This is a genomic window from Leptospira adleri, from assembly GCF_002811985.1.
Taxonomy (GTDB): domain Bacteria; phylum Spirochaetota; class Leptospiria; order Leptospirales; family Leptospiraceae; genus Leptospira; species Leptospira adleri.
The window spans coordinates 1-19,144 of the sequence record NZ_NPDU01000049.1 but is presented as its reverse complement, the minus strand read 5'-3'; the positions used below and the strand labels follow the sequence as shown (position 1 = coordinate 19,144).

Genomic DNA, 19,144 nt, shown 5'->3' with positions numbered 1-19,144 from the left:
CATGAAATCGATAATCCTCATTATTCTATCTTCCATACTCTTCTTAATTCTTTCCTTTGGCTTGTCTTCCGAGGAAAACGTAATGGCCGGAAGTCACGAAGACGGAGAACGTCTCCTCGAAGAAAGTCAATACTCGAAAGCGGAGAGTCTCGCAATCTCACTTCTCACAAACAATCCTTCCGATCCGAAAGCTGAGTTTATCTTAACGCGAGCTTGGATTGGTCTCGCAAGAGAAGAAAAGAAGCGCGGTAATTACGACCGGGCCAAACAGTTTTTTCAGAAGGCATATCTGAAATGGCCTCTCAATCAAGAGTTGAAATCGGAGATCGAAAATTTGCGAAAGATGCCGAGTCAAAGAGGATTTGGACAAGCGGGTTTCGGAAAAAGCTCAGGCGGTTCTAATACCGTGATTCTCTTGGACTCCGAAATTTATCGGTCAGTGGCGGATATTAAAGAGGAACTGAACTCGATTCTTTTGCAATCGAGAACTTACAACCAAGAAAATGAAAACAGCAATTCGAAAGAGAAATATTATCAGATTACGATTCTTGTTCTTGCTCTTTTTTCTTCGGCGAATTTGGTTTTCACAGTTTTACTATGGAGAAGGAAATAGGAAATTGGAAATTGGAAAAATTCCACAGAATGCATCGCATTCCATTTATCTGACAGAGGATGGAATCCCTATTTTTTCCGATAAACAATTTCCGACTTTCCTAGTGTATCCCCATTCAAATAACATATTGGATTTCGAATATATTCTCTTTCCAATTTATCTAAAAATTTTATGCTTGCCATATTGAATGGAATATTATTTTTTCATACTATATTCTTTATTAATGTGTAAAAGTATTATATTTCAATAAATAACAACTTTCTAAAATGATCGAAGTAACCTTAAATTTTTATATTGGAAATCAATCTGATTACGAAACAAATGTTGCCAGTCTACAGAACTGGTTCGTAATCCACGCCTGTAAAGAACCCTTTCATAGAAATCTACTTGGCTATTCCGGAAAAGGAGCGCCCAAAGGTCATCCAGAATACCTATTAGCGAGGCGGGAAAATCGACTTTTCCTAAACTTAGTCGACGCAGCAGATCCTTCTTATATTCCGAAAGAAATCATCGATACTGCATTGAAATTTATAGAAGAAGCTCTTTCTCAAAACATACCAGTCCTGCTCCACTGTAATTTAGGCGAGTCAAGATCTCCTTCTATTGGATTGCTATTTCTGGCAATAAATGAACTTATTCCAAATTCCAGTCTACAAGAAGCTGAACAAGAATTTCAAAAAATCTATACAAAATATAATCCTAAAACAGGAATGAGGGGCTTTTTGGAAAAACATTAGAAGGAATATATAGAAAAATCAGAATCGATAAAGTAAATTTGTCCAGGGTAAGATTTAAAGTAATTATCGGGTAAAAAAATTAAAGAAATCGAAATCGCGCGGGGACTTTGATCTTTTACAAAAGCAAAGAAAAGTCTTCTCCAATTTTAAAAAGGTGATTGATTCCGCTAATTTCTAATCTTTCTCTAAATTGGAAAAACTATAACTTCAAAAACTAAATCATGCAATATCTTGAACTAAAATTTCCCATACAAGGTAAGTCCATACCAGCCGATCATGGATACAAACTCTACTCGGCACTTAGCAAACAGGAAAAAATCATCCATGAAACGGAGGGATTGTCCATTTGCGGAATATCCGGGGTCCCTGACAAAAATAGAACCTTACATTTAAACTCAGCAAGCAAATTGAGAATCCGGGCCGCACAACCTTTGCTTCCTTACCTATTAAAATTAGCAGGTAAAAGTATAGAGCTATCGCAGGATAAGATTCGGATAGGGATTCCTACAATTACATTGCTGAAACCTCATAAAACTCTGTATAGTCGGCTAGTAACAATCAAAGGCTATACTGAAGAAAACTCCTTTCTGGAATCCATTCAAGAAAAATTACAAAAACTTGATATAAATTGCGAAGCTCTTCTATTTAGGGGAAATGTATCGGAAAACGACCAAAAAATTGTACGCAAGACAATTCGAATTCATGATAAGGAGATTGTCGGCTTTCCTGTTTTACTTCTCAACTTAACTCCTGAAGCCTCCATTCTTTTACAAACCCAAGGTTTAGGTGGAAGAAGAAAGATGGGCTGCGGTCACTTCGTAGGAGTTAGAGTTTGACGCAGGAAAAGTTACTTGCAAAACGTAAAACCAATGACGGCAGAGAAATTACTCTTCAAGAACACTCATTGGATACTGAAAAAGTTGCCATTTCTATCTTCAAAAAAGAATCACGCTTTTTAAACAACTGGCTTAGATTTTTTAAACTAAAAAAAGAAGACGAAGAGAAATTTATTCTAAATCTTCGAATCTCCTGCCTCTTTCATGATATCGGAAAAGCAAATGAGGATTTTCAGAAAGCGGTTAAGGATAAAGACTTTTTTCATCAGGGGCTACGGCATGAGCATTTGAGTGCCTTCGTATTACATTTGCCTGAAATACGAAACTGGCTTTCTCAGAATGAAGAAGTAGATATTCCTATAATAACATCAGCAGTTCTTTGTCATCATTTAAAAGCTACAGATAAAAGTGAACACCCCTATAAATGGTTAACCAAACCACTTCGTGATTTTGTAAGATTAAATCTTTCCCATGAAGAAATAAAAAAAATTTTAGAAGAAGTAAATCGGCTTTTAAAAGGCGATTTCGCTATTCCTCAATTGAATTATAAAACCTTCACATTAGAAGACGAAAATTGGAAAAAAACATTACAATCAGGAGCAAAAGAATCTGGAATACTTGGCTTTAAATTAGATGAAAATAGAAAGCAACTCCATCTTGCAATAAAGGCAGCACTTATTATCTCAGATAGCGCTTCATCAGGACTTGTAAGAGAGAATCATTTAATTGAAAAGTGGATAGCAAATGTTATTCATTCCGATGAAATTAAAGAAAATGAAATCCTAAAAGAAATCATTCACAAAAGAATGAATGATAAAAAAATCCACGAACTTCACCAGTTTCAAAAACAAGTAGCAACGAAAGGAAATCGAGTTCTACTCATGTCTGGCTGTGGTATGGGCAAGACATTAGCCGCTTGGAATTGGGCGAATGAAATTTCTAAAAAGCAAAAAATTAGCAAGGTTATTTTTCTTTATCCTACTCGTGGAACTGCAACAGAAGGATTCAAGGATTATGCATCTTGGGCACCGGAGTCAGATGCTGCCTTAATGCATGGAACGTCTGAATACGAATTAGATTCTATGTTTAAAAATCCTGACGATGAAAAATCAAAAAAAGATTTTGGTATTTCAGAAGAAGACGAACGGCTGTTTGCCCTTGCCTTTTGGTCGAAGAAATTTTTTAGCGCTACAGCAGATCAGTTTTTAAGTTTCTTGCAGAATAATTATAAAGGAATATGTCTATTACCCGTTCTATCTGAGTGTGCATTAATTGTGGATGAAGTGCATAGCTTTGATAAAGTAATGTTTGCCTCGCTACAAAGTTTTCTAAAGCATTTTAATTTACCTATCCTTTGTATGACTGCCACTCTCACTCCTAAGAACAAAGAAAGCCTTTTAGAATTAGGATTAGAACAATATCCTAAAGAAGAGGATAGAAAGGAATTAGAAGATTTAATAAAATTAGAAAATCATCCAAGATACAATAAAACAATTTTAAAAAATGCTGAGGAAGCAAAGGAAATTGCAATTAAAAATTTTAGAGAGGGTAAAAGAGTTCTGTGGGTTTTAAATACTGTTGCGAGATGTCAGGAAATTTATGAGACATTGACCAACGAATTGCAAACCGAGGTCTATTGTTATCATAGTCGTTTTAAACTATTAGATAGAAAAAACATTCATGAAAAAACGGTAAATGCATTTCAAGGAGATAGTAAAAACTCTATTGCAGTTACAACACAAGTTTGTGAGATGAGTTTGGATTTAGATGCAGATGTGTTAATCTCTGAGTATGCGCCGGTATCTTCGATGGTTCAAAGATTTGGCCGAGCCAATAGACATTTAAAAAAAGGAAATGTATTTAGAGCACAGCTTTATTTATACAAAGTAAATGGAAGCGTAAAGCCCTATTTGCCGAAAGAAATACAAACAGCCGAAGTCTTTTTAAATAATCTTCCGGAAAAAGATATAAGTCAAAATTTACTAGCAATTAAATTAGAAGAGCATTCAAACCAAGAATATAAGGTTCTTCCATCGGCTTCTTTTATTGATGGTGGATACTATGCACTATCCGAAGACTATAGAGATATTGAAGAATTCACAGCGCAGGCCGTTTTGGATGAAGATTTTCCAGAAGTAACTAAACTTTTACAATCTAAGAAACCGATTGACCCCTATATACTACCTGTTCCTGACAAGAAAGAACTCGATTTACGTAATGAAGAACATTCATTTCTACCTAAATATTTAAAAGTAGTGAGCAAGAAATACTATAATGAAAAAAGAGGCTTTGCAATATGAAAAAGCAAACAACTAAGGACAAAGAAAATTTGCCCTCTTCTCTCCCAAAGCCTGAAAGTAAAAAAGAACCGGAGGAAGAACCGAAGGAAATTACTTTAGAATATAAACTACACGAACTTCCATCTTCTCAACACAAAGCTGGTCTTGCTGGACTTTATCTAATTATTGATTGGTTAGATAAACAGAATATTAATAAAGACCTAATCAAGAAGATAGAAATTTCCGAGACATCCTTAAAGGTAACTCTTACGAAACAAGATTTGAAGGACTTATTTGATGAGATCTATAAGTTAGAAATAGTTGAAACGGAAACAACTCTTTATGTTTACTTTGAAGAATTAAAAAAGAAGAAAATAGATCGAAAAACGAAAGAAGAAATCGAACCTCATAGCACAGATTTACGAGATGGAACTAATTATTACATTTATCACAATAAACTCCCTAAAATCAAAGTTGATAGCAATAAAAATGAAATTGAACCAGATGACGAAGAAATCATTCAATCAAAGAGAGATTTTCCAAGCGGTTCCATTATTAAAGGTAATGATAATTCAAAAGAGCAGCCATGGTTAAAAATTTGGAGAGAAGCACAGTGGCTTCTTAGAGGAGATAGACAAAGACTGATTTACAAGAACTCCAATAAAGAAGTAGAACTTATTTGGGGGAATTTTAGTAAAGATAAGAAAGAAAATGACCTATCAAAAGTATTATTTTTGTCAGCACAAAATAATAATGCAGAGAAAGTTGATTTTAAAGAAACTAATAAAAATAAATTTTTACTCCACTTCTGGGTATTTGCCGCACAACCTTATACCTATTGGACACAACGGAAAGATAAAGATAAATATAAAACAGATGAGCATGGATTCATCATTGCCGTTCCCGATATCGCAAAACTTGAGTCTTTTAATTTCATTTTCAATGAGTTAATCAAGAACCAAGACAATGAAATTAAAAAGTATCCAATCAAAAGGCCTGAACAAGCGGTTGTTTATCTTCCAAGTTTAGCCGGTCTTCAACTACTCAAAAATATCCACAACGCTCTAAAGAAAAAAATTAATTCCAATTATTCTGATGTAGTTCATGGAATAGACTTATTTCATTATGACTACGAATGGAAAAAAGGGAAGCCCAAGAAAAACCGTGCATCTATCTTCAAAGGCTTTATCAGGATAAAGCCAAACATTGATTTAGAAAACAAAGCTATAAATATAAAGAAATTATATAGGAATTTCTTTTTTCAAAAGCAGTTACTACAAAATCTTTTTGAAGGGAAAGATGAATTGTATGATTTTTATAATTTATTTTGCAATCGCGAATATGAATATTTTTTCAATCACTGGGACGGGGAATTTAAGCCAGACGCAAAATTATATTTTGAGGAAAAAGAAAATAAATTTAAAGGAGAGCAGAAAATGTCGGAAGAAGATAAAATTCCAAAAACTATAGAATTACTAGTTTATCAAATTATAAAAACTTATGTTTATAGCAAACTGGAATCTAAACATCAAATTATTTGGAATAAAGATAAAAAAGTATTATGGTCGAAGCAAATGAATGCACCCGCGAACGAAGACGCCTATAAAAGTAAGTCTAAAATTGCAAAAGAGGCTTTTCTTGCTATGCGAAGTAGAAAAGATAAAGATGATTTTATTACTTATTTTACTTCGACTATATGTTCCGTATCACAACATTTAGGTGGAGAAGGATACAATGTATTAGCCGAATCTTTATATAATAAGAAAGAGGATTTAGGTTGGGAAAAGATACGAGCATTATCCATGTTAGCACTATCGGCAAACAGTTAATTTAAAGGAGAACAATTATGACCACACAAAACAACAAAAATTTATTCTGCACCGTTCTTACTTATGCAGCACCCTCTTCCAATTATAGAGGAGAAAACGAAGAAAATAGAACAGTATTGCAAAAGATCAATAAAAATGGAAAAGACTATGCAATCTTTAGTTCTGAATCGATTCGAAATGCAATCCGAGAAACAGTGACTAAGAAACTAAGTTCTAAAGAAATTAATAGAACGAGACTTCACAATGAAGGCCAACTCGCTGTAAAATTTAATGCGGTCCCGGATGCTGAAAAATATGCAGATGATTTCATTTTTGGATATTTGGTCGCGGATACGGTTTCCAGAAAGTCTGATAGCGTTTTAAGAACAAACTATGCAGTAGCTTTAAGCCCATACAAATACGAGGCTTCTTTTCACCAATCACCTGATATTAAAGACAGTCCATTTAAAAATCAAAAAAGTTCAGTCCTTCTTCATAAGGAAATCTCTCATACTGCCGTACAATATCCATTTGCCTTAGCAGGACAAGATTGTCGTAAACACCCAGATTGGATTAAAGCTCTATTAGATTCGATCGGAGAGTTAAACAACGTAGCGGGCGGTCATGCAAGAAACCTATTTGACTTTGCTCCTAAAAGTATTGTTGTCAGGATAACTTCAAAGCTAGTAGCAGGATATGATGCCTATGGATTTAAAGAAGATGGTTCTTGGAGTGAATTGAGTAGAATTAATGAAAACGATTTACCGCGAGACGAATTTTATTTTGCCGGAGAAATAGTTCGCAATATGAAGGAAGAGGATAAAGCCAGACTCAATCCAAAACATCTTTTTGAAAATCCAGATCATTTAATAGAAAAAATCAAAACTGATTTTCTAGGTTAATGCAATGGAAGAATTTTTCATTCATGTAAAAGCTCCCTTCGCGGCTTATCGCTATTTTCAAGCCGGAAACTATCGAGTTACAATGCCAACGATACCGCATTCTGCGGCGTATGGCCTTATTCTCAACTTGGCCGGTATTGAAATGAGAACAGCAGTAAATGAAATGACAACTCTTATTAAAAATGTGTCTAATGAATACTCTTTTGAAAATGAGGGCAGCATTCCCTCTTTAGAAATTGCAATTGGAGATATTGAGAGCACAAAGAAAGGATCAGTGTATCAACAATTACATGATTATCCTCCGGCAGTAAAGGAGACGAAAAAGGAAAGGGCAAAAGGAACTAAACCGAGAATCATTCCTACACGACGAGAATTCTTAATTGGTTTGAATACAATTATTGGAGTTAGATCTAACATATCAGGATTTATGAAAAAGATTTTGAATGGAATGAATGGAAATACTGAGAACCGATACGGACTTCCGTTTGCGGGCGATAATAATTACCTATTCGATTTTCTGGAAATCTCCGAAAAAGCAATGTATCCGACAACATGGTATTATCCTATTTCCGCAGATGAGATTCCTGAAACAGAAACAATTCGTTTAACGGTAGGCATTGACAGAAATGATAATAGTAAAACAAATTCCCCTCTTTTCGCAATCTCAAAAGTAAAATCTCTCGAACCTCCGACTGCCGCTTGGGTTTGGACGCCGAAAAAGCCCGAATAGAATTAAAGCTATCAACTACCTTACATCGAAGATTAATTCGATTTCAAAATCAATAATTTCTTAAGAACGATTGAGAACCGGATATAAGGATAATACTTTGACATTAAATGCCAAAAGGCGTTGAGCACGGCACCGAATTCAACACAATTTTTATAAACGAAGGTTGAATATAACTTTGATGCCATGAGGCGCTGAATATTCAAAATCTTAGTTCTTAGGATAACTTTTTAATTTATCGCTTAAGCATAAACTGCTCCTAAAAGTTTAAAACTCAAATTACATATTTCACAATTTTAATTATAAATTTAGAAAAACAAATATTTTAATTAATTTTTAGAATATTCTAAATCGATATTATTAAAAATTGATAATTCTTTTAAAATAAGCAAAAATAATATGGATTCATACGGAAACATACGAGCGATGGGAATTCATTCCCTACTTTATTGCGAGAGACTCTTCTATTTGGAAGAAGTAGAAGGAGTTCTCCTTGCCGACGATCGTGTTTATGCTGGACGAACCTTACACGAAGAATTAGAACCCAATGAAGATTCATCAGGAAGAATTGAATCCTTTCATTATACGAGTGAAAAATTAGAAATTTCCGGCAAAGTAGACCGTATTCAAAAAAGGGACGGGGATTGGATACCATACGAACATAAAAGAGGTCGAGCCAGAATTGGTGTAGATGGCCCGGAAGCCTGGGAATCGGATCAATGTCAGGTTACTGTGTATGCTCTACTGCTGGAAGAAGCCACTGGCAGAACAATTCAAGAAGGAAAGATCCGATACCATGGAAGTAAAGATCTTGTAAAAATCGAAATCAACGAAGAACTACGTAGGAAAGCTTTAAAAGCAATTGATCGAGCAAAAGAATTATCTATGATTACGGACAGGCCACCAATTGCAGAAAACGAAAATTTATGTAAGAATTGTTCTTTAGCTCCCGTTTGTTTACCGGAAGAAACGAGAGTCGTCACAGAAGACGAATACGAACCAATAAGACTCTTTCCTGAAAAAAGGGAAAAGGCTACGATACACGTCTTTGGTCATGATTCAAGAATCAAAAAATCAGCAAACGTCCTTCTTGTAGAAAAGGTTACTGAAACAGGAGAAAAATCAAATTCGGAAAAAATTCCAATTCAGGATATCGAATCGGTAAATATCCACGGGAACTGTCAGATTTCAAGTCAGATGATTAAATTTCTAGCTTCTGAAGAAATTCCAGTACATTGGTTTTCAGGGGGCGGAAATTATATTGGTGGAATTAATATCAATCCTTCCGGTGTTCAAAGAAGAATCAGACAATTTAAAGCTCTCACGAATGAAACAAATCGGTTGAGCTTAGCCAAAAAATTAGTTTCCGCAAAATGTGAATCTCAACTTCGCTATTTACTCAGGGCAACTCGCGGTAAAGACGAGACCAGAAATGAAACGGTAGGGTATTTAGGAACGATTCGAACGGGACTTAAAAATATAGAGTTAGCAGATTCCGCAAGCCAACTATTAGGGATCGAAGGCTCATCTGCACGAGCATATTTTTCAGGACTCCCTATCTTAATTAAAAATTCTGATTCTTCCTTAATCCCGAATGGAAGAAGTAAAAGACCTCCTAAAGATCGTTTTAATGCGGCTTTAAGTTTTTTATATTCCCTACTTTATAAGTCTGTTCGTCAGGCAATCATTTCGGTTGGCCTTGATCCAAGTTTCGGGTTTTATCATACTCCAAGATCTTCCGCCGAACCTCTTGTATTGGATTTAATGGAACTTTTCAGAGTCAGCGTATGTGATATTCCCCTCGTAGGAAGCATCAATCGTAAATCTTGGATCGATGAAGATTTTGAAATTACAAAAAATAAAGTTTGGTTATCTGAATCCGGCCGCAAAAAAGCGACACAATTGTATGAGACGAGGTTGGATGAGACGAGGTTGGATGATACGTGGAGACATCCCGTTGTAAACTATTCACTTTCTTATTACCGGATGATCGAGTTGGAAACAAGACTTTTAGAGAAGGAATGGAGCGGTGAAGCCGGAATATTTGCACAGGCGAGGCTAAGATAATGAAACATTGGAGATTAGTTTCTTACGATATTCGAGAGCCAAGAAGACTTCGGAGGGTGGCCAAAATTATGGAGGGCTTCGGAGAACGAATCCAATACAGCGTCTTTCGGATTTACTCCACTGATCGAGAGTTAGAAAAACTACGATGGAAATTGGCAAAAGTGACTGAAAAAGAAGATGATGTATTTTACCTGACTCTTTGTAGCAAATGTGCCTCGGGGGCCCATACCCAAGAGAAAAAATCTGCATGGCCAGAGGCACCCAAAACACTGAAAATTCTATAATTCAAGGACCTCTTGAGGGCATAGACATAATTCTCTTTAAAAAACGAAACCAGATATCTCCAACCTGTGTTTAGTTCCGATAAATTTCAATTTTCACTGGAATTCAGGAATAGTCTCAATCCGGTAGATTCACCAATGTTTATTTTCTTCCTTGCTAAAATTCAGATTAAATTAATAATCGGAAATGCGTTAAAACATGCTTGAATCTCAAAATCTGATGAGAAACGCTTTTTAGAAGCGAAATTTCAATGTATAGAAAACCTAAATATGAAAAATAGTCCTAGAATATTAGATGCATGTTTCCCCTTTAAAAATCCCTCCGAACCTCCAATCTCTCCTCGTAAAAGCCATACAAATAAAATGCTCTGAACTTAACTTTGATGCCGTAAGGCGTTGAGCACAAAAGAAATATGACTCTCCGCTAAAATAATCATAACTGAACTTAACTTTGATGCCGTAAGGCGTTGAGCACGAGAGGAAATTGAAGTCCCTATTGCTGATCTAAAAGCTGAACTTAACTTTGATGCCGTAAGGCGTTGAGCACATCGTATTCCGAACAGCGTCCGAGTTTACTTTTGGTTCTGAACTTAACTTTGATGCCGTAAGGCGTTGAGCACATGCGATGCATGCTGTTGCTCCCCCTCCAGAATTGCTGAACTTAACTTTGATGCCGTAAGGCGTTGAGCACTATAAATGTCACAAGAAACACTATCATCACGATCATCCTGAACTTAACTTTGATGCCGTAAGGCGTTGAGCACTTCTAATGTAACAAGTCCTATTGAAAGTCGTAACTGAACTTAACTTTGATGCCGTAAGGCGTTGAGCACTAAGATTCATTGATAGTCATTTCTTCCCGGACGAAAATCTGAACTTAACTTTGATGCCGTAAGGCGTTGAGCACACTATGAACAGTAATTCCTGTAGAAACATGCTCTATCTGAACTTAACTTTGATGCCGTAAGGCGTTGAGCACCAGCAACTCCACCTCGTTCCATAAAAAGCTCAGCCTGAACTTAACTTTGATGCCGTAAGGCGTTGAGCACTATAAACCAACACAACAAGAATTAGGTTGACAAATTACTGAACTTAACTTTGATGCCGTAAGGCGTTGAGCACATTGATGAGATATCAGATCTGGTATCTGTGATTTCCTCCTGAACTTAACTTTGATGCCGTAAGGCGTTGAGCACAACGCAATTAAGGTTTCTTATGCAACCAATCAAAAACTGAACTTAACTTTGATGCCGTAAGGCGTTGAGCACACACCACATTCCTACAACTGCGGTTTCATTTTTGGCTGAACTTAACTTTGATGCCGTAAGGCGTTGAGCACAATTTCTGCAATCCAAATTCCGTTCTGGCCGGTTCTGAACTTAACTTTGATGCCGTAAGGCGTTGAGCACAACGAAACTAAACCGCGCCGTGAACAATATATCACGCTGAACTTAACTTTGATGCCGTAAGGCGTTGAGCACTCCATACGCATAGCCAAGAATCGCATCCTTGATGACTGAACTTAACTTTGATGCCGTAAGGCGTTGAGCACTCACTCGGGTTCCATTTCTTGTCTTCTTTTTCTTCGCTGAACTTAACTTTGATGCCGTAAGGCGTTGAGCACGTTCGCGAGTTTTGCAAGAGTTCGGGTCGGTCCCATGCTGAACTTAACTTTGATGCCGTAAGGCGTTTTGGGCTCCTCCTCTTCATGTCTATAACTGGCCTACGTGCAAAGGAAATCGTTGGTGATAAATTCTCTGATCTACTTAAAGGTCCTTCAGACGAAACGTTGCTGAAATATCGTAAGAAAGGAGGAAAGATCGGATTCGCTGTGTTACCGAAAGATTTAGTCGAGATAATAAAAGACTACCATTCGAAGTTTCTAATTAAATCATATGTGTAGTGATGGTATTCACAAAGATCTTTTAAAAGTAATCAAAGAGTATCATTCTGAATTTCAAATCAAGTCTGATTATTTCTTTCATACGTTGATAAAGCGAAATCAAGAAAACAAAAGCCCACTATCAAAACGTGGTTTACAGTTCATAATATCTGGATGGGACGTTAAGAAATGCCAGGGTAGAAATATTCATTGCCACGCACTTCGACATACTGTGGGAATAAGACTCTTAGCTGAGGCCGGTTCAATAGCCACTCAAAAGGTTTTAGGACATTCCTCTCCAGTTACTACAAGTAAATTCTATATTCAACCCTTCTATGATGGTTCTAAACATCTACGAGATTGGAATTAAGCACTCAATCTATCCTCTTCAGAATCAATACCCTCTTTATCTAAAGCTTCCTCGCATAATTCAATTAGATTCGGACGACCAGGAACCAATATAAGATTGAAAAAACGAAGAGGAAAATTTGAAAAAAGAAGCACAGGTTGGTCTATGATATTATTCCTAGCTCTTCCGACTGCCTGAACCAATTGTCGATTTGTATAATGCATTTGAAGATTGATTAACTCTGGAAGTTCCGAAAGCGCTTTATACATAAATCTGTACCCGCTATACTCGACTTCTGAATATGAAGTCTCACTATAAGACCGTATTGAATTCGAATCGAACCCGAGAATACTTGCTTTCAATTTAAGGTAAGTTTCAGTCGGGTATGGAGTTCCGATTACTGCGATCCTCTTTCCTTCCAGTTTTCTCTGTCCTTCTGTAGCATAAAAGTGACCAGATAAATCTAGTAATTCAGCAAAAGATAAATGTGAAATAATTTTGAATTTTCTTTTTGATAAAACTTTCTTCAATCCCAGCAACAATTCTACTCTCTTAACATTTCCTTTTATGCTAGTCTTTGAAAAACTATAATTTGGAAATTGAATATTATTGCCTTTAGGCTCTATGAACCCGATATCATATATTCTTAATCGATCATCAAATATTCTTTTGTAAGTCTCTACATGTGGAGTCGCACTTAATATCACCGTTTTTACTTTAGGAATTTTACGTTTGTAATTAAAATGAATCTCGTCACCTTTGCGAATTCCGTATTCCGCACAGCAGAGTTCAAATACCTCTCTAGCATTAATATATTTTCTATTAGATTCTTTGTTCAGCTTCAATAGATTTGCTCTTTTCACTTGTAAATTATAATCAATTAGATACTGGCTGATGATCTTTAGTAAATCAATTGCGGGTAAATCTATCTCTACAGTAACTCTTTCTCCAAGGTTAGCAAATTGATTTAATAGATATTCCACTCCTTTACTTTCTACAGTATCTAGAGATTTTACATATTTAATTAATTCGTTTATAACTTCGATTTTTACTGAGTTTGATTTTAGGATAGAATCGGCGACATCCTCATCTATATAAATGCATTCTAAATTAGATACATATTCAAGAGCAGAACTTCCTAATAGCCTTTCATGAGTCATTTTCACGATGCTAAATTTGGACATTGATTTTAATTGTTCAAAGTATTCAGATAAATAATTTTCAATCTCTGAATCAATAGTCTTATTAGAATTTTTTGCTAATTCTTTTAACCGAAATCCTTGCTCAAGCCTATCTACTAAAGCTGGATATTTCTTAGTATTTAGAATAGGAAATGGTTCCCCTATTTGCATTTCATTAATTTGATCAATCCTTGGACCCGCTATCAACTGAGTTCCATCTGTTTCCCGAATTGATTCCAACAAGAAAGTTTTTCCGGCGCCAGGAGGTGCAATGATAAGGTGAACTAAATTTGAATTATCAGCTTGAACATTATTCCAGATATGTGAAAGTTTACTACGCACGACATCTAGAGGATTAACCTCAATCTCCTCGTGTATCTTTTTAATCTTCTTAGCTTTCTCAATTCCAAGCGTTAGAAGGTTTCCCTGATTACCGCAGGTGGCATAATGAGAGCAATAGGTGCTACAATTTATAGGATTATATTTATTTAGTTTAGTTTGTAGTGTCGAATAGTAATCCTCTTTCCTTTTAGAGATATCAAATGGACGCCTCTTAAGCAGTTCCTTTAATTTACCCCTTCCTCCCTGAATGCGATGTAAATTTGTAATGAAATGAATGAGTTCTCCATGAGAAGACTCCTCAAACTTTCTAAATAAAGCACATTTCTCTTCTAAATGTTTCCAATCATAATTTCGAATTAAATCCCTCTTGGAACTTTCATCTGAGATCACTTTAGATTGTATTTCGGACTTTTTATTAGATCCAGACGACGGATCGAGAGAGTATGTATTATTTTTAACACTTTCTATAATATTATCTTTAATAGAAGTTGTTATTTTTTTTCTTTTGAATAATGAGCTATTTTCTAGCTCAAATGAACTCTCTAAGAATCCCTGTACTTTTAACTCTGTCAATAGATCTTCTAATGACTTATAATCTTCGTATTCTTGAATGGATTTACGTAATCCTGAGACGATATTTTCGTTTTTTAGTATTACTTCTAGGAATTTCTTTAAATCGAATGTATTGGATTTGTTAATTAGAATACTCTCTCCATTCTCTACTGTGAAAAAGAATCTAGCAGCGTCAATACAGCTTTTATCATGGTGGTATAGATCTGAACAACCAGATAAGATTGCTCTATGTAAACTGCGACTGACTGATATTGGAAGTCTAAATAGAATTCGAAATCTATCAGCTTTTGGTTTAGCTCTTCCATTGGAGGTCTTTTTTTCTTTTTGATGATTACGAGTTGGAAGTAAGGCTATAGCCTGATCTTTAAAGATCTCTTTGGCATTTTCAATACTCAAATCTCCATCTATATCTAGCAAGATGAAATTCGCGGATTCATAATTCTCAGCTTTCCGATGAGTTTCCCCCTCTTTGAACTGCACCGGTACGATTGAATGACCTGACACTAAATCAGTTAATAGTTCATCAACCGTTCCCTTTTTTTGAACAAATTCATATGTGTTTGTTGGATCTCCGTCAATGGTCGGTATTGACGATGACATTAGGTAACTGTAAGCTTTTTTCATTTTTACATACTCTGCTTTTATTAGTAACGAAAGAAGTTATTCGCTTTTCGTTCTACCTATAGAGTAGTAGTTGAAATACGAAATTATCAGATTTTTTTTGAAAGAATATGAATTATTTTTCAAACAATCGATATTGATCGTTTTTTTCTGCGGATATTAAATTTCTTATATATTTAGGGTAGGAGAATTAAGTGCTAAAAAGTCTAAAGTTTACGGGAAATTTTATTTAGCTATACTCCCCAGATCCAACGCTTAAAGCAAAGATCCGGGAAAATGAAATGAGTATATTAATTAAAGCCTGATAATATCAAAACAATTTCGAACTTCTTGTAAACAATCCGAATATTTACTTTGATCGATACCACTTTTTGAAGCGCAGTAAGTAGCATAAATATTATTTTCTACCAGCATTCTATCAGTATAATGAGTTAAAGTAGCTAAGAATCTCTCATGCTTTGCCAAACACTTATTTCGATTCTTTTTCTCGAATTCTTCTACGAAACTTAGGGTCGGGCATCCTTCGATACTTGATAATTTTTCTTTTCCATTCTCTTTAAGACTCATTTTGAAATAAGAACAATAACTTTTAACCTTATTATCTACCTCACGGGATCTTCTAACCTCATAAAAATCTAGACTTTGGCTGTTGAGTTCGACTTCTATTTTTGTAGGAGGAGAATTGAATTCTTTATCTAAGGAAAGTAAATTATTTTCTATTTTGAAGTGAATCTCTTTATTTGAGGAAGAAGGATTAATTGGCTCTTTTGAAATAATTTTCTCATTTACTTCTATCATCATTCGTGTTGAATCCATTGAACGAAATGGAATTGTAAAGGTTTCGAAAATTAAAATTGTTAAGGGTATTGGAAAAAGGAAAATGCAAAACTCCATCGATTTCTTACACAGATCACCAGAAAGCTCCGGTTCTCGAATTAAGTCATAAGTAACTTTCAGATTTTCCTTCTTCGCTTTAACTTTTTCGGATTTAATACCTGTTTCAATTATAAACTTAGAACCCTTAAAAGTTATTTTTGGATCTGGACCAGTTACATTGATGTATTCATAAATATTCTCATTAAGAATTTCAGAAGATATTTTCTGACCTCTGGTTTCTCGAATATTGTAGCAGGTTTCGAAAAGCCAAATAAAAAGAATGAGTAATATAAACCGTTGTTTCATACTTCTACCCTTTTGCGCTCTATCGCATTTGCTAACGTAGCGGTTCTGATTTCTTTTAACTCTTTCTTCGTATTAATCGCATCCACCTGGCTCCCAAGGGTAAAGAAATCCATAATCGCTCCGACTAAGAAGAATCCCCCGGTACATAGCCATATGATTCCAGTTCCAATCTTCCCGAGATAGAAACGATGCAGTCCTAATAGACCGAATCCAATAAACCAGAAAAGATAAGCCGTTCCTTTTGATTTCATAAATGATTCTCCATTTGTCACACCTTATTTAGTGCGTTATTATATCTCACTTTATATAGTGTGTTATATAAGTCAAATTGATTTAGACTCGATATGTGGATTTTACAACCTTCAGACGCAAAGTTGGTCTTAGATTAAAAGAATTAAGACTTGAAAGGGAACTTTCGCAAGAGGACTTAGATACCGGTGATGACGGTATCCCTTACCGAACAATCCAGAATATTGAAAGTGGTCGCTCGAGTATCAATTTACGAACAATTTATAAGATTTCGAAGAAACTAAAAATTGATCCAAGAGAATTATTCAGCTTAGAGAAAATTACAATTCAACCTGCAAAAAAAAGACCTCGCAAGAAATCGTTATATAAGAAATAATAAATATAGCTCGTGAACAAAAATATCGGAAAGTGATTCAAATAAAATATATTTTGCCACTCCCGTCTTAACTCAAAGCTAAGAGCTCATATAAATTATTTTTTTTAGATTTTTTAAATATATAAGAATCCTTAATAGTAAGCGAAAAATCTATTGGTGTAAACATTTCAGACTTTGCCCAGGCGTCCAACATATGAGAAAATTCACTTAGTTGAACCGCAGTATATTTTTCAAAAACTAATGCTACTCGTTTTACGATTTCAGATTCTTTTGGGGAAATGATTTTTAAATCCAGAGCTTCATCATCCGAGGATTCCATAAAAGTCATAGAGCCCGCAGAATATCTGTTGTGTAGTGATATTCACCTGACAGTCGGGTAAAAATCCTGATATACATACGACGCAGGCTAATATTAATATAATGGGCCAGTTTCCTATGTAAGGCTCTCCTATAAGAAACGCTTTTTTTAAATCCTTCTCTCCAATTTATTAACCTGAACTCGAATAGCTTCTTCCCATTCCTTTCCATATCGATTCTTTATCTTTTGTACTCCGGCTATTGCCGCTTTATTCCAGCCCTCTTCTTCAGAGTTGAATGATATTCTCGTGTATAAAAGTTTCAATTTTTGCCTTTGTCTTTTTAAATACTTCTCAGGATTATAAACTGGAATCTCACTTCTATCAATTCTTCTTGCTAACTTCTGTATCTGCCTTTTAGATGCAACCCACCAGATGGAACTTACACTTTTTGGGAAATCTCGAAGGTTCATCTTCTCTAAGATTCGATATTCTGTAGCTTGCCAAGCTGATAGGAGATCGTAGTATTTCTTTAGTTTTTTACTTTGAAAAGGAAGTAGCATTTTCCAAAGATCATCTTCGACTCTTTCGATATCCTTCTTGCCGGAAAAGTCATTGTGAATTCGGTCGAGCTTACTTTTATTTACGGCAAAAGACTGATACCAGGTTCTTTCAGAGATAAATTCCCTACTTCGACTCGAACCAAATTTTAGTCTCTGAAAATGTCTGATCCTTATTTTCCGAATGAAGTATTCTATTACGAACATTGGAAATTCATCGTCTGGTATTGTCCGCTTCATTTAAGTCCTTTTTTCCCTTTGGTCACAGATAGTTTGTAACCCCTTTCAAGCCCTCTTAATTGTATGATCTCAGCCGCTACATCGATTATATCCTTCTCGCTTACATGTCTTGCAAGAAAAGAGATCGATCTGTCCACAAGATAATGATTCTCAAGACTTTCTATTCCTTCAATTTTATAAGGTTCTCGTAATTCAACCTCGACGGTAAGAGCTGTTAACTCTCTTCCAGTGAGAGCACATTTGCGATCCTGTTTCTTTAAGAGTTCCTTAAAATCATTCGCTGTGAATTTGAATTTAGCTTTTGTTCTTCCTTCGACTTTCGGTTTAGATTTTTTCTTCTCCATACAATTCTCCTAAATATTTTATCCTTTCCTTCTTGGTAATACCATACTTACTTTTAGCTCCGACTTGAGTTTCCTCAAAATGAATCTCTATATTCTCTTTTAAGTTCTCATTGTTCTCAAATTGAATTCGATCAAACGTATAAAGGACATCCGGTAACTCTGGGACTAACCTCTTTACAAAATACTGAGTTCGATCTGATTTATTTTTAACAACCTGTTTCACTTCAGCAATACCAAGCTTTGCCCATCTTTGAATGATTCGAAACATTGGCTTGTGAGAAGAAAGTTCTTTGAAGTCGTGTTGGAGCAGATTGTAATCCGATTCATAGCTAAGTAGATTCCAGATCGAATACGCGATGGAGTTATAAAACTTCTCTTTCTGTTTTCTATGCATCGGACCTGATTCCATAAAATCGAGATAATCAAAGTAAGCTTGTTTGAGAGGAAAATACTGATTCTCTTCCAGTAAGAACCTAAACTTTTTATCTATTCTTTTTCGAGTTCTACTGTGATCGCTATGGACTCTCGTGAAAGGAGAAGGCAGTTGATAAAGTAGATCTTGTCTGTTTTTAAGTAGATTTATAGGCTTCTGGTCAGTTCTACAGGATTTATCTGAAAACCTATACCTACTCCCTACATTCCACAATTTCTCACCCTTTTTCTCACCAACAAGCTTCTCTAATCCATACACTCTCAAAC

Annotated in this window: 17 protein-coding genes, 1 pseudogene and 1 CRISPR repeat array; of the genes and pseudogenes, 11 read left to right on the top strand and 7 right to left on the bottom strand. The window is 35.4% G+C overall.

The annotated features are described in order from the left end of the window. The first annotated feature begins 1 nt into the window (after nt 1). The 10 genes from CH376_RS16630 to CH376_RS16585 all read left to right on the top strand — a co-directional run bounded on the left by CH376_RS16630 (nt 2) and on the right by CH376_RS16585 (nt 12,502). Nucleotides 2-613: a Tom20 family protein gene (locus CH376_RS16630; protein ID WP_100788208.1), complete on the top strand. Its 612-nt coding sequence runs from the start codon at nt 2-4 to the stop codon at nt 611-613. Nucleotides 614-879: 266 nt separating this feature from the next. Further along, nucleotides 880-1,350 carry a protein-tyrosine phosphatase family protein gene (locus CH376_RS16625; RefSeq protein WP_100788207.1) on the top strand — a complete coding sequence of 157 codons (471 nt, stop codon included), beginning with the start codon at nt 880-882 and terminating at the stop codon, nt 1,348-1,350. A gap of 221 nt (nt 1,351-1,571) precedes the next feature. Further along, on the top strand, nt 1,572-2,186 hold the full coding sequence (gene cas6, locus CH376_RS16620) for a type I-MYXAN CRISPR-associated protein Cas6/Cmx6 (protein WP_100788206.1): 615 nt from the start codon (nt 1,572-1,574) through the stop codon (nt 2,184-2,186). Then, complete coding sequence (locus CH376_RS16615) at nt 2,183-4,486, top strand: CRISPR-associated helicase/endonuclease Cas3 (RefSeq protein ID WP_100788205.1); 2,304 nt, start codon at nt 2,183-2,185, stop codon at nt 4,484-4,486. The genes cas6 and CH376_RS16615 overlap by 4 nt, the downstream gene beginning before the upstream one ends. Beyond that, entirely contained in the window at nt 4,483-6,294 is a 1,812-nt protein-coding gene (cmx8, locus tag CH376_RS16610) for a type I-MYXAN CRISPR-associated protein Cmx8 (RefSeq protein ID WP_100788204.1), read from the top strand. Before CH376_RS16615 ends, cmx8 begins: the two co-directional genes overlap by 4 nt. A gap of 17 nt (nt 6,295-6,311) precedes the next feature. Further along, nucleotides 6,312-7,175 (top strand): type I-B CRISPR-associated protein Cas7/Cst2/DevR, encoded by an 864-nt coding sequence (cas7i, locus tag CH376_RS16605; protein ID WP_100788203.1) that lies wholly within the window; start codon nt 6,312-6,314, stop codon nt 7,173-7,175. 4 nt (nt 7,176-7,179) lie between these two features. Beyond that, nucleotides 7,180-7,905: a CRISPR-associated protein Cas5 gene (cas5, locus tag CH376_RS16600; RefSeq protein WP_100788202.1), complete on the top strand. Its 726-nt coding sequence runs from the start codon at nt 7,180-7,182 to the stop codon at nt 7,903-7,905. A 423-nt stretch (nt 7,906-8,328) separates the two neighbouring features. Beyond that, entirely contained in the window at nt 8,329-9,969 is a 1,641-nt protein-coding gene (locus tag CH376_RS16595) for a type I-MYXAN CRISPR-associated endonuclease Cas4/Cas1 (protein WP_100788201.1), read from the top strand. Further along, a complete protein-coding gene (gene cas2, locus CH376_RS16590) occupies nt 9,969-10,253 on the top strand; it encodes a CRISPR-associated endonuclease Cas2 (RefSeq protein WP_100788200.1) in 285 nt (94 codons plus the stop codon). Before CH376_RS16595 ends, cas2 begins: the two co-directional genes overlap by 1 nt. A gap of 365 nt (nt 10,254-10,618) precedes the next feature. Then, nucleotides 10,619-11,947: a CRISPR direct-repeat array (repeat unit 36 nt; unit sequence CTGAACTTAACTTTGATGCCGTAAGGCGTTGAGCAC). A 198-nt stretch (nt 11,948-12,145) separates the two neighbouring features. Next, nucleotides 12,146-12,502 (top strand): tyrosine-type recombinase/integrase, encoded by a 357-nt coding sequence (locus tag CH376_RS16585; RefSeq protein WP_100788199.1) that lies wholly within the window; start codon nt 12,146-12,148, stop codon nt 12,500-12,502. Here the strand turns inward: CH376_RS16585 and CH376_RS16580 are convergent. From CH376_RS16580 to CH376_RS16570, 3 genes are all read right to left on the bottom strand, one after another. Next, entirely contained in the window at nt 12,499-15,201 is a 2,703-nt protein-coding gene (locus CH376_RS16580; RefSeq protein WP_100788198.1) for a hypothetical protein, read from the bottom strand. The genes CH376_RS16585 and CH376_RS16580 overlap by 4 nt on opposite strands. Before the next feature lie 291 nt (nt 15,202-15,492). After that, complete coding sequence (locus CH376_RS16575; RefSeq protein WP_100788197.1) at nt 15,493-16,380, bottom strand: hypothetical protein; 888 nt, start codon at nt 16,378-16,380, stop codon at nt 15,493-15,495. Then, nucleotides 16,377-16,631 (bottom strand): NINE protein, encoded by a 255-nt coding sequence (locus CH376_RS16570; RefSeq protein ID WP_100788196.1) that lies wholly within the window; start codon nt 16,629-16,631, stop codon nt 16,377-16,379. The genes CH376_RS16575 and CH376_RS16570 overlap by 4 nt, the downstream gene beginning before the upstream one ends. 95 nt (nt 16,632-16,726) lie before the next feature. On the opposite strand from CH376_RS16570, the gene CH376_RS16565 reads away from it, so the two are divergent. Then, entirely contained in the window at nt 16,727-17,005 is a 279-nt protein-coding gene (locus CH376_RS16565; protein ID WP_100788195.1) for a helix-turn-helix transcriptional regulator, read from the top strand. Between the two features lie 67 nt (nt 17,006-17,072). On the opposite strand, the gene CH376_RS16560 is transcribed toward CH376_RS16565, so the two are convergent. From CH376_RS16560 to CH376_RS24450, 4 genes and pseudogenes are all read right to left on the bottom strand, one after another. Then, entirely contained in the window at nt 17,073-17,333 is a 261-nt protein-coding gene (locus CH376_RS16560) for a hypothetical protein (protein ID WP_100788194.1), read from the bottom strand. 138 nt (nt 17,334-17,471) lie between these two features. Continuing rightward, complete coding sequence (locus CH376_RS16555) at nt 17,472-18,101, bottom strand: hypothetical protein (RefSeq protein WP_100788193.1); 630 nt, start codon at nt 18,099-18,101, stop codon at nt 17,472-17,474. Beyond that, nucleotides 18,098-18,445 carry a hypothetical protein gene (locus CH376_RS16550; protein WP_100788192.1) on the bottom strand — a complete coding sequence of 116 codons (348 nt, stop codon included), beginning with the start codon at nt 18,443-18,445 and terminating at the stop codon, nt 18,098-18,100. Before CH376_RS16550 ends, CH376_RS16555 begins: the two co-directional genes overlap by 4 nt. Beyond that, a pseudogene (locus tag CH376_RS24450) lies at nt 18,426-19,144 on the bottom strand (hypothetical protein); the annotation flags it as partial. The pseudogene CH376_RS24450 and the gene CH376_RS16550, both read right to left, overlap by 20 nt.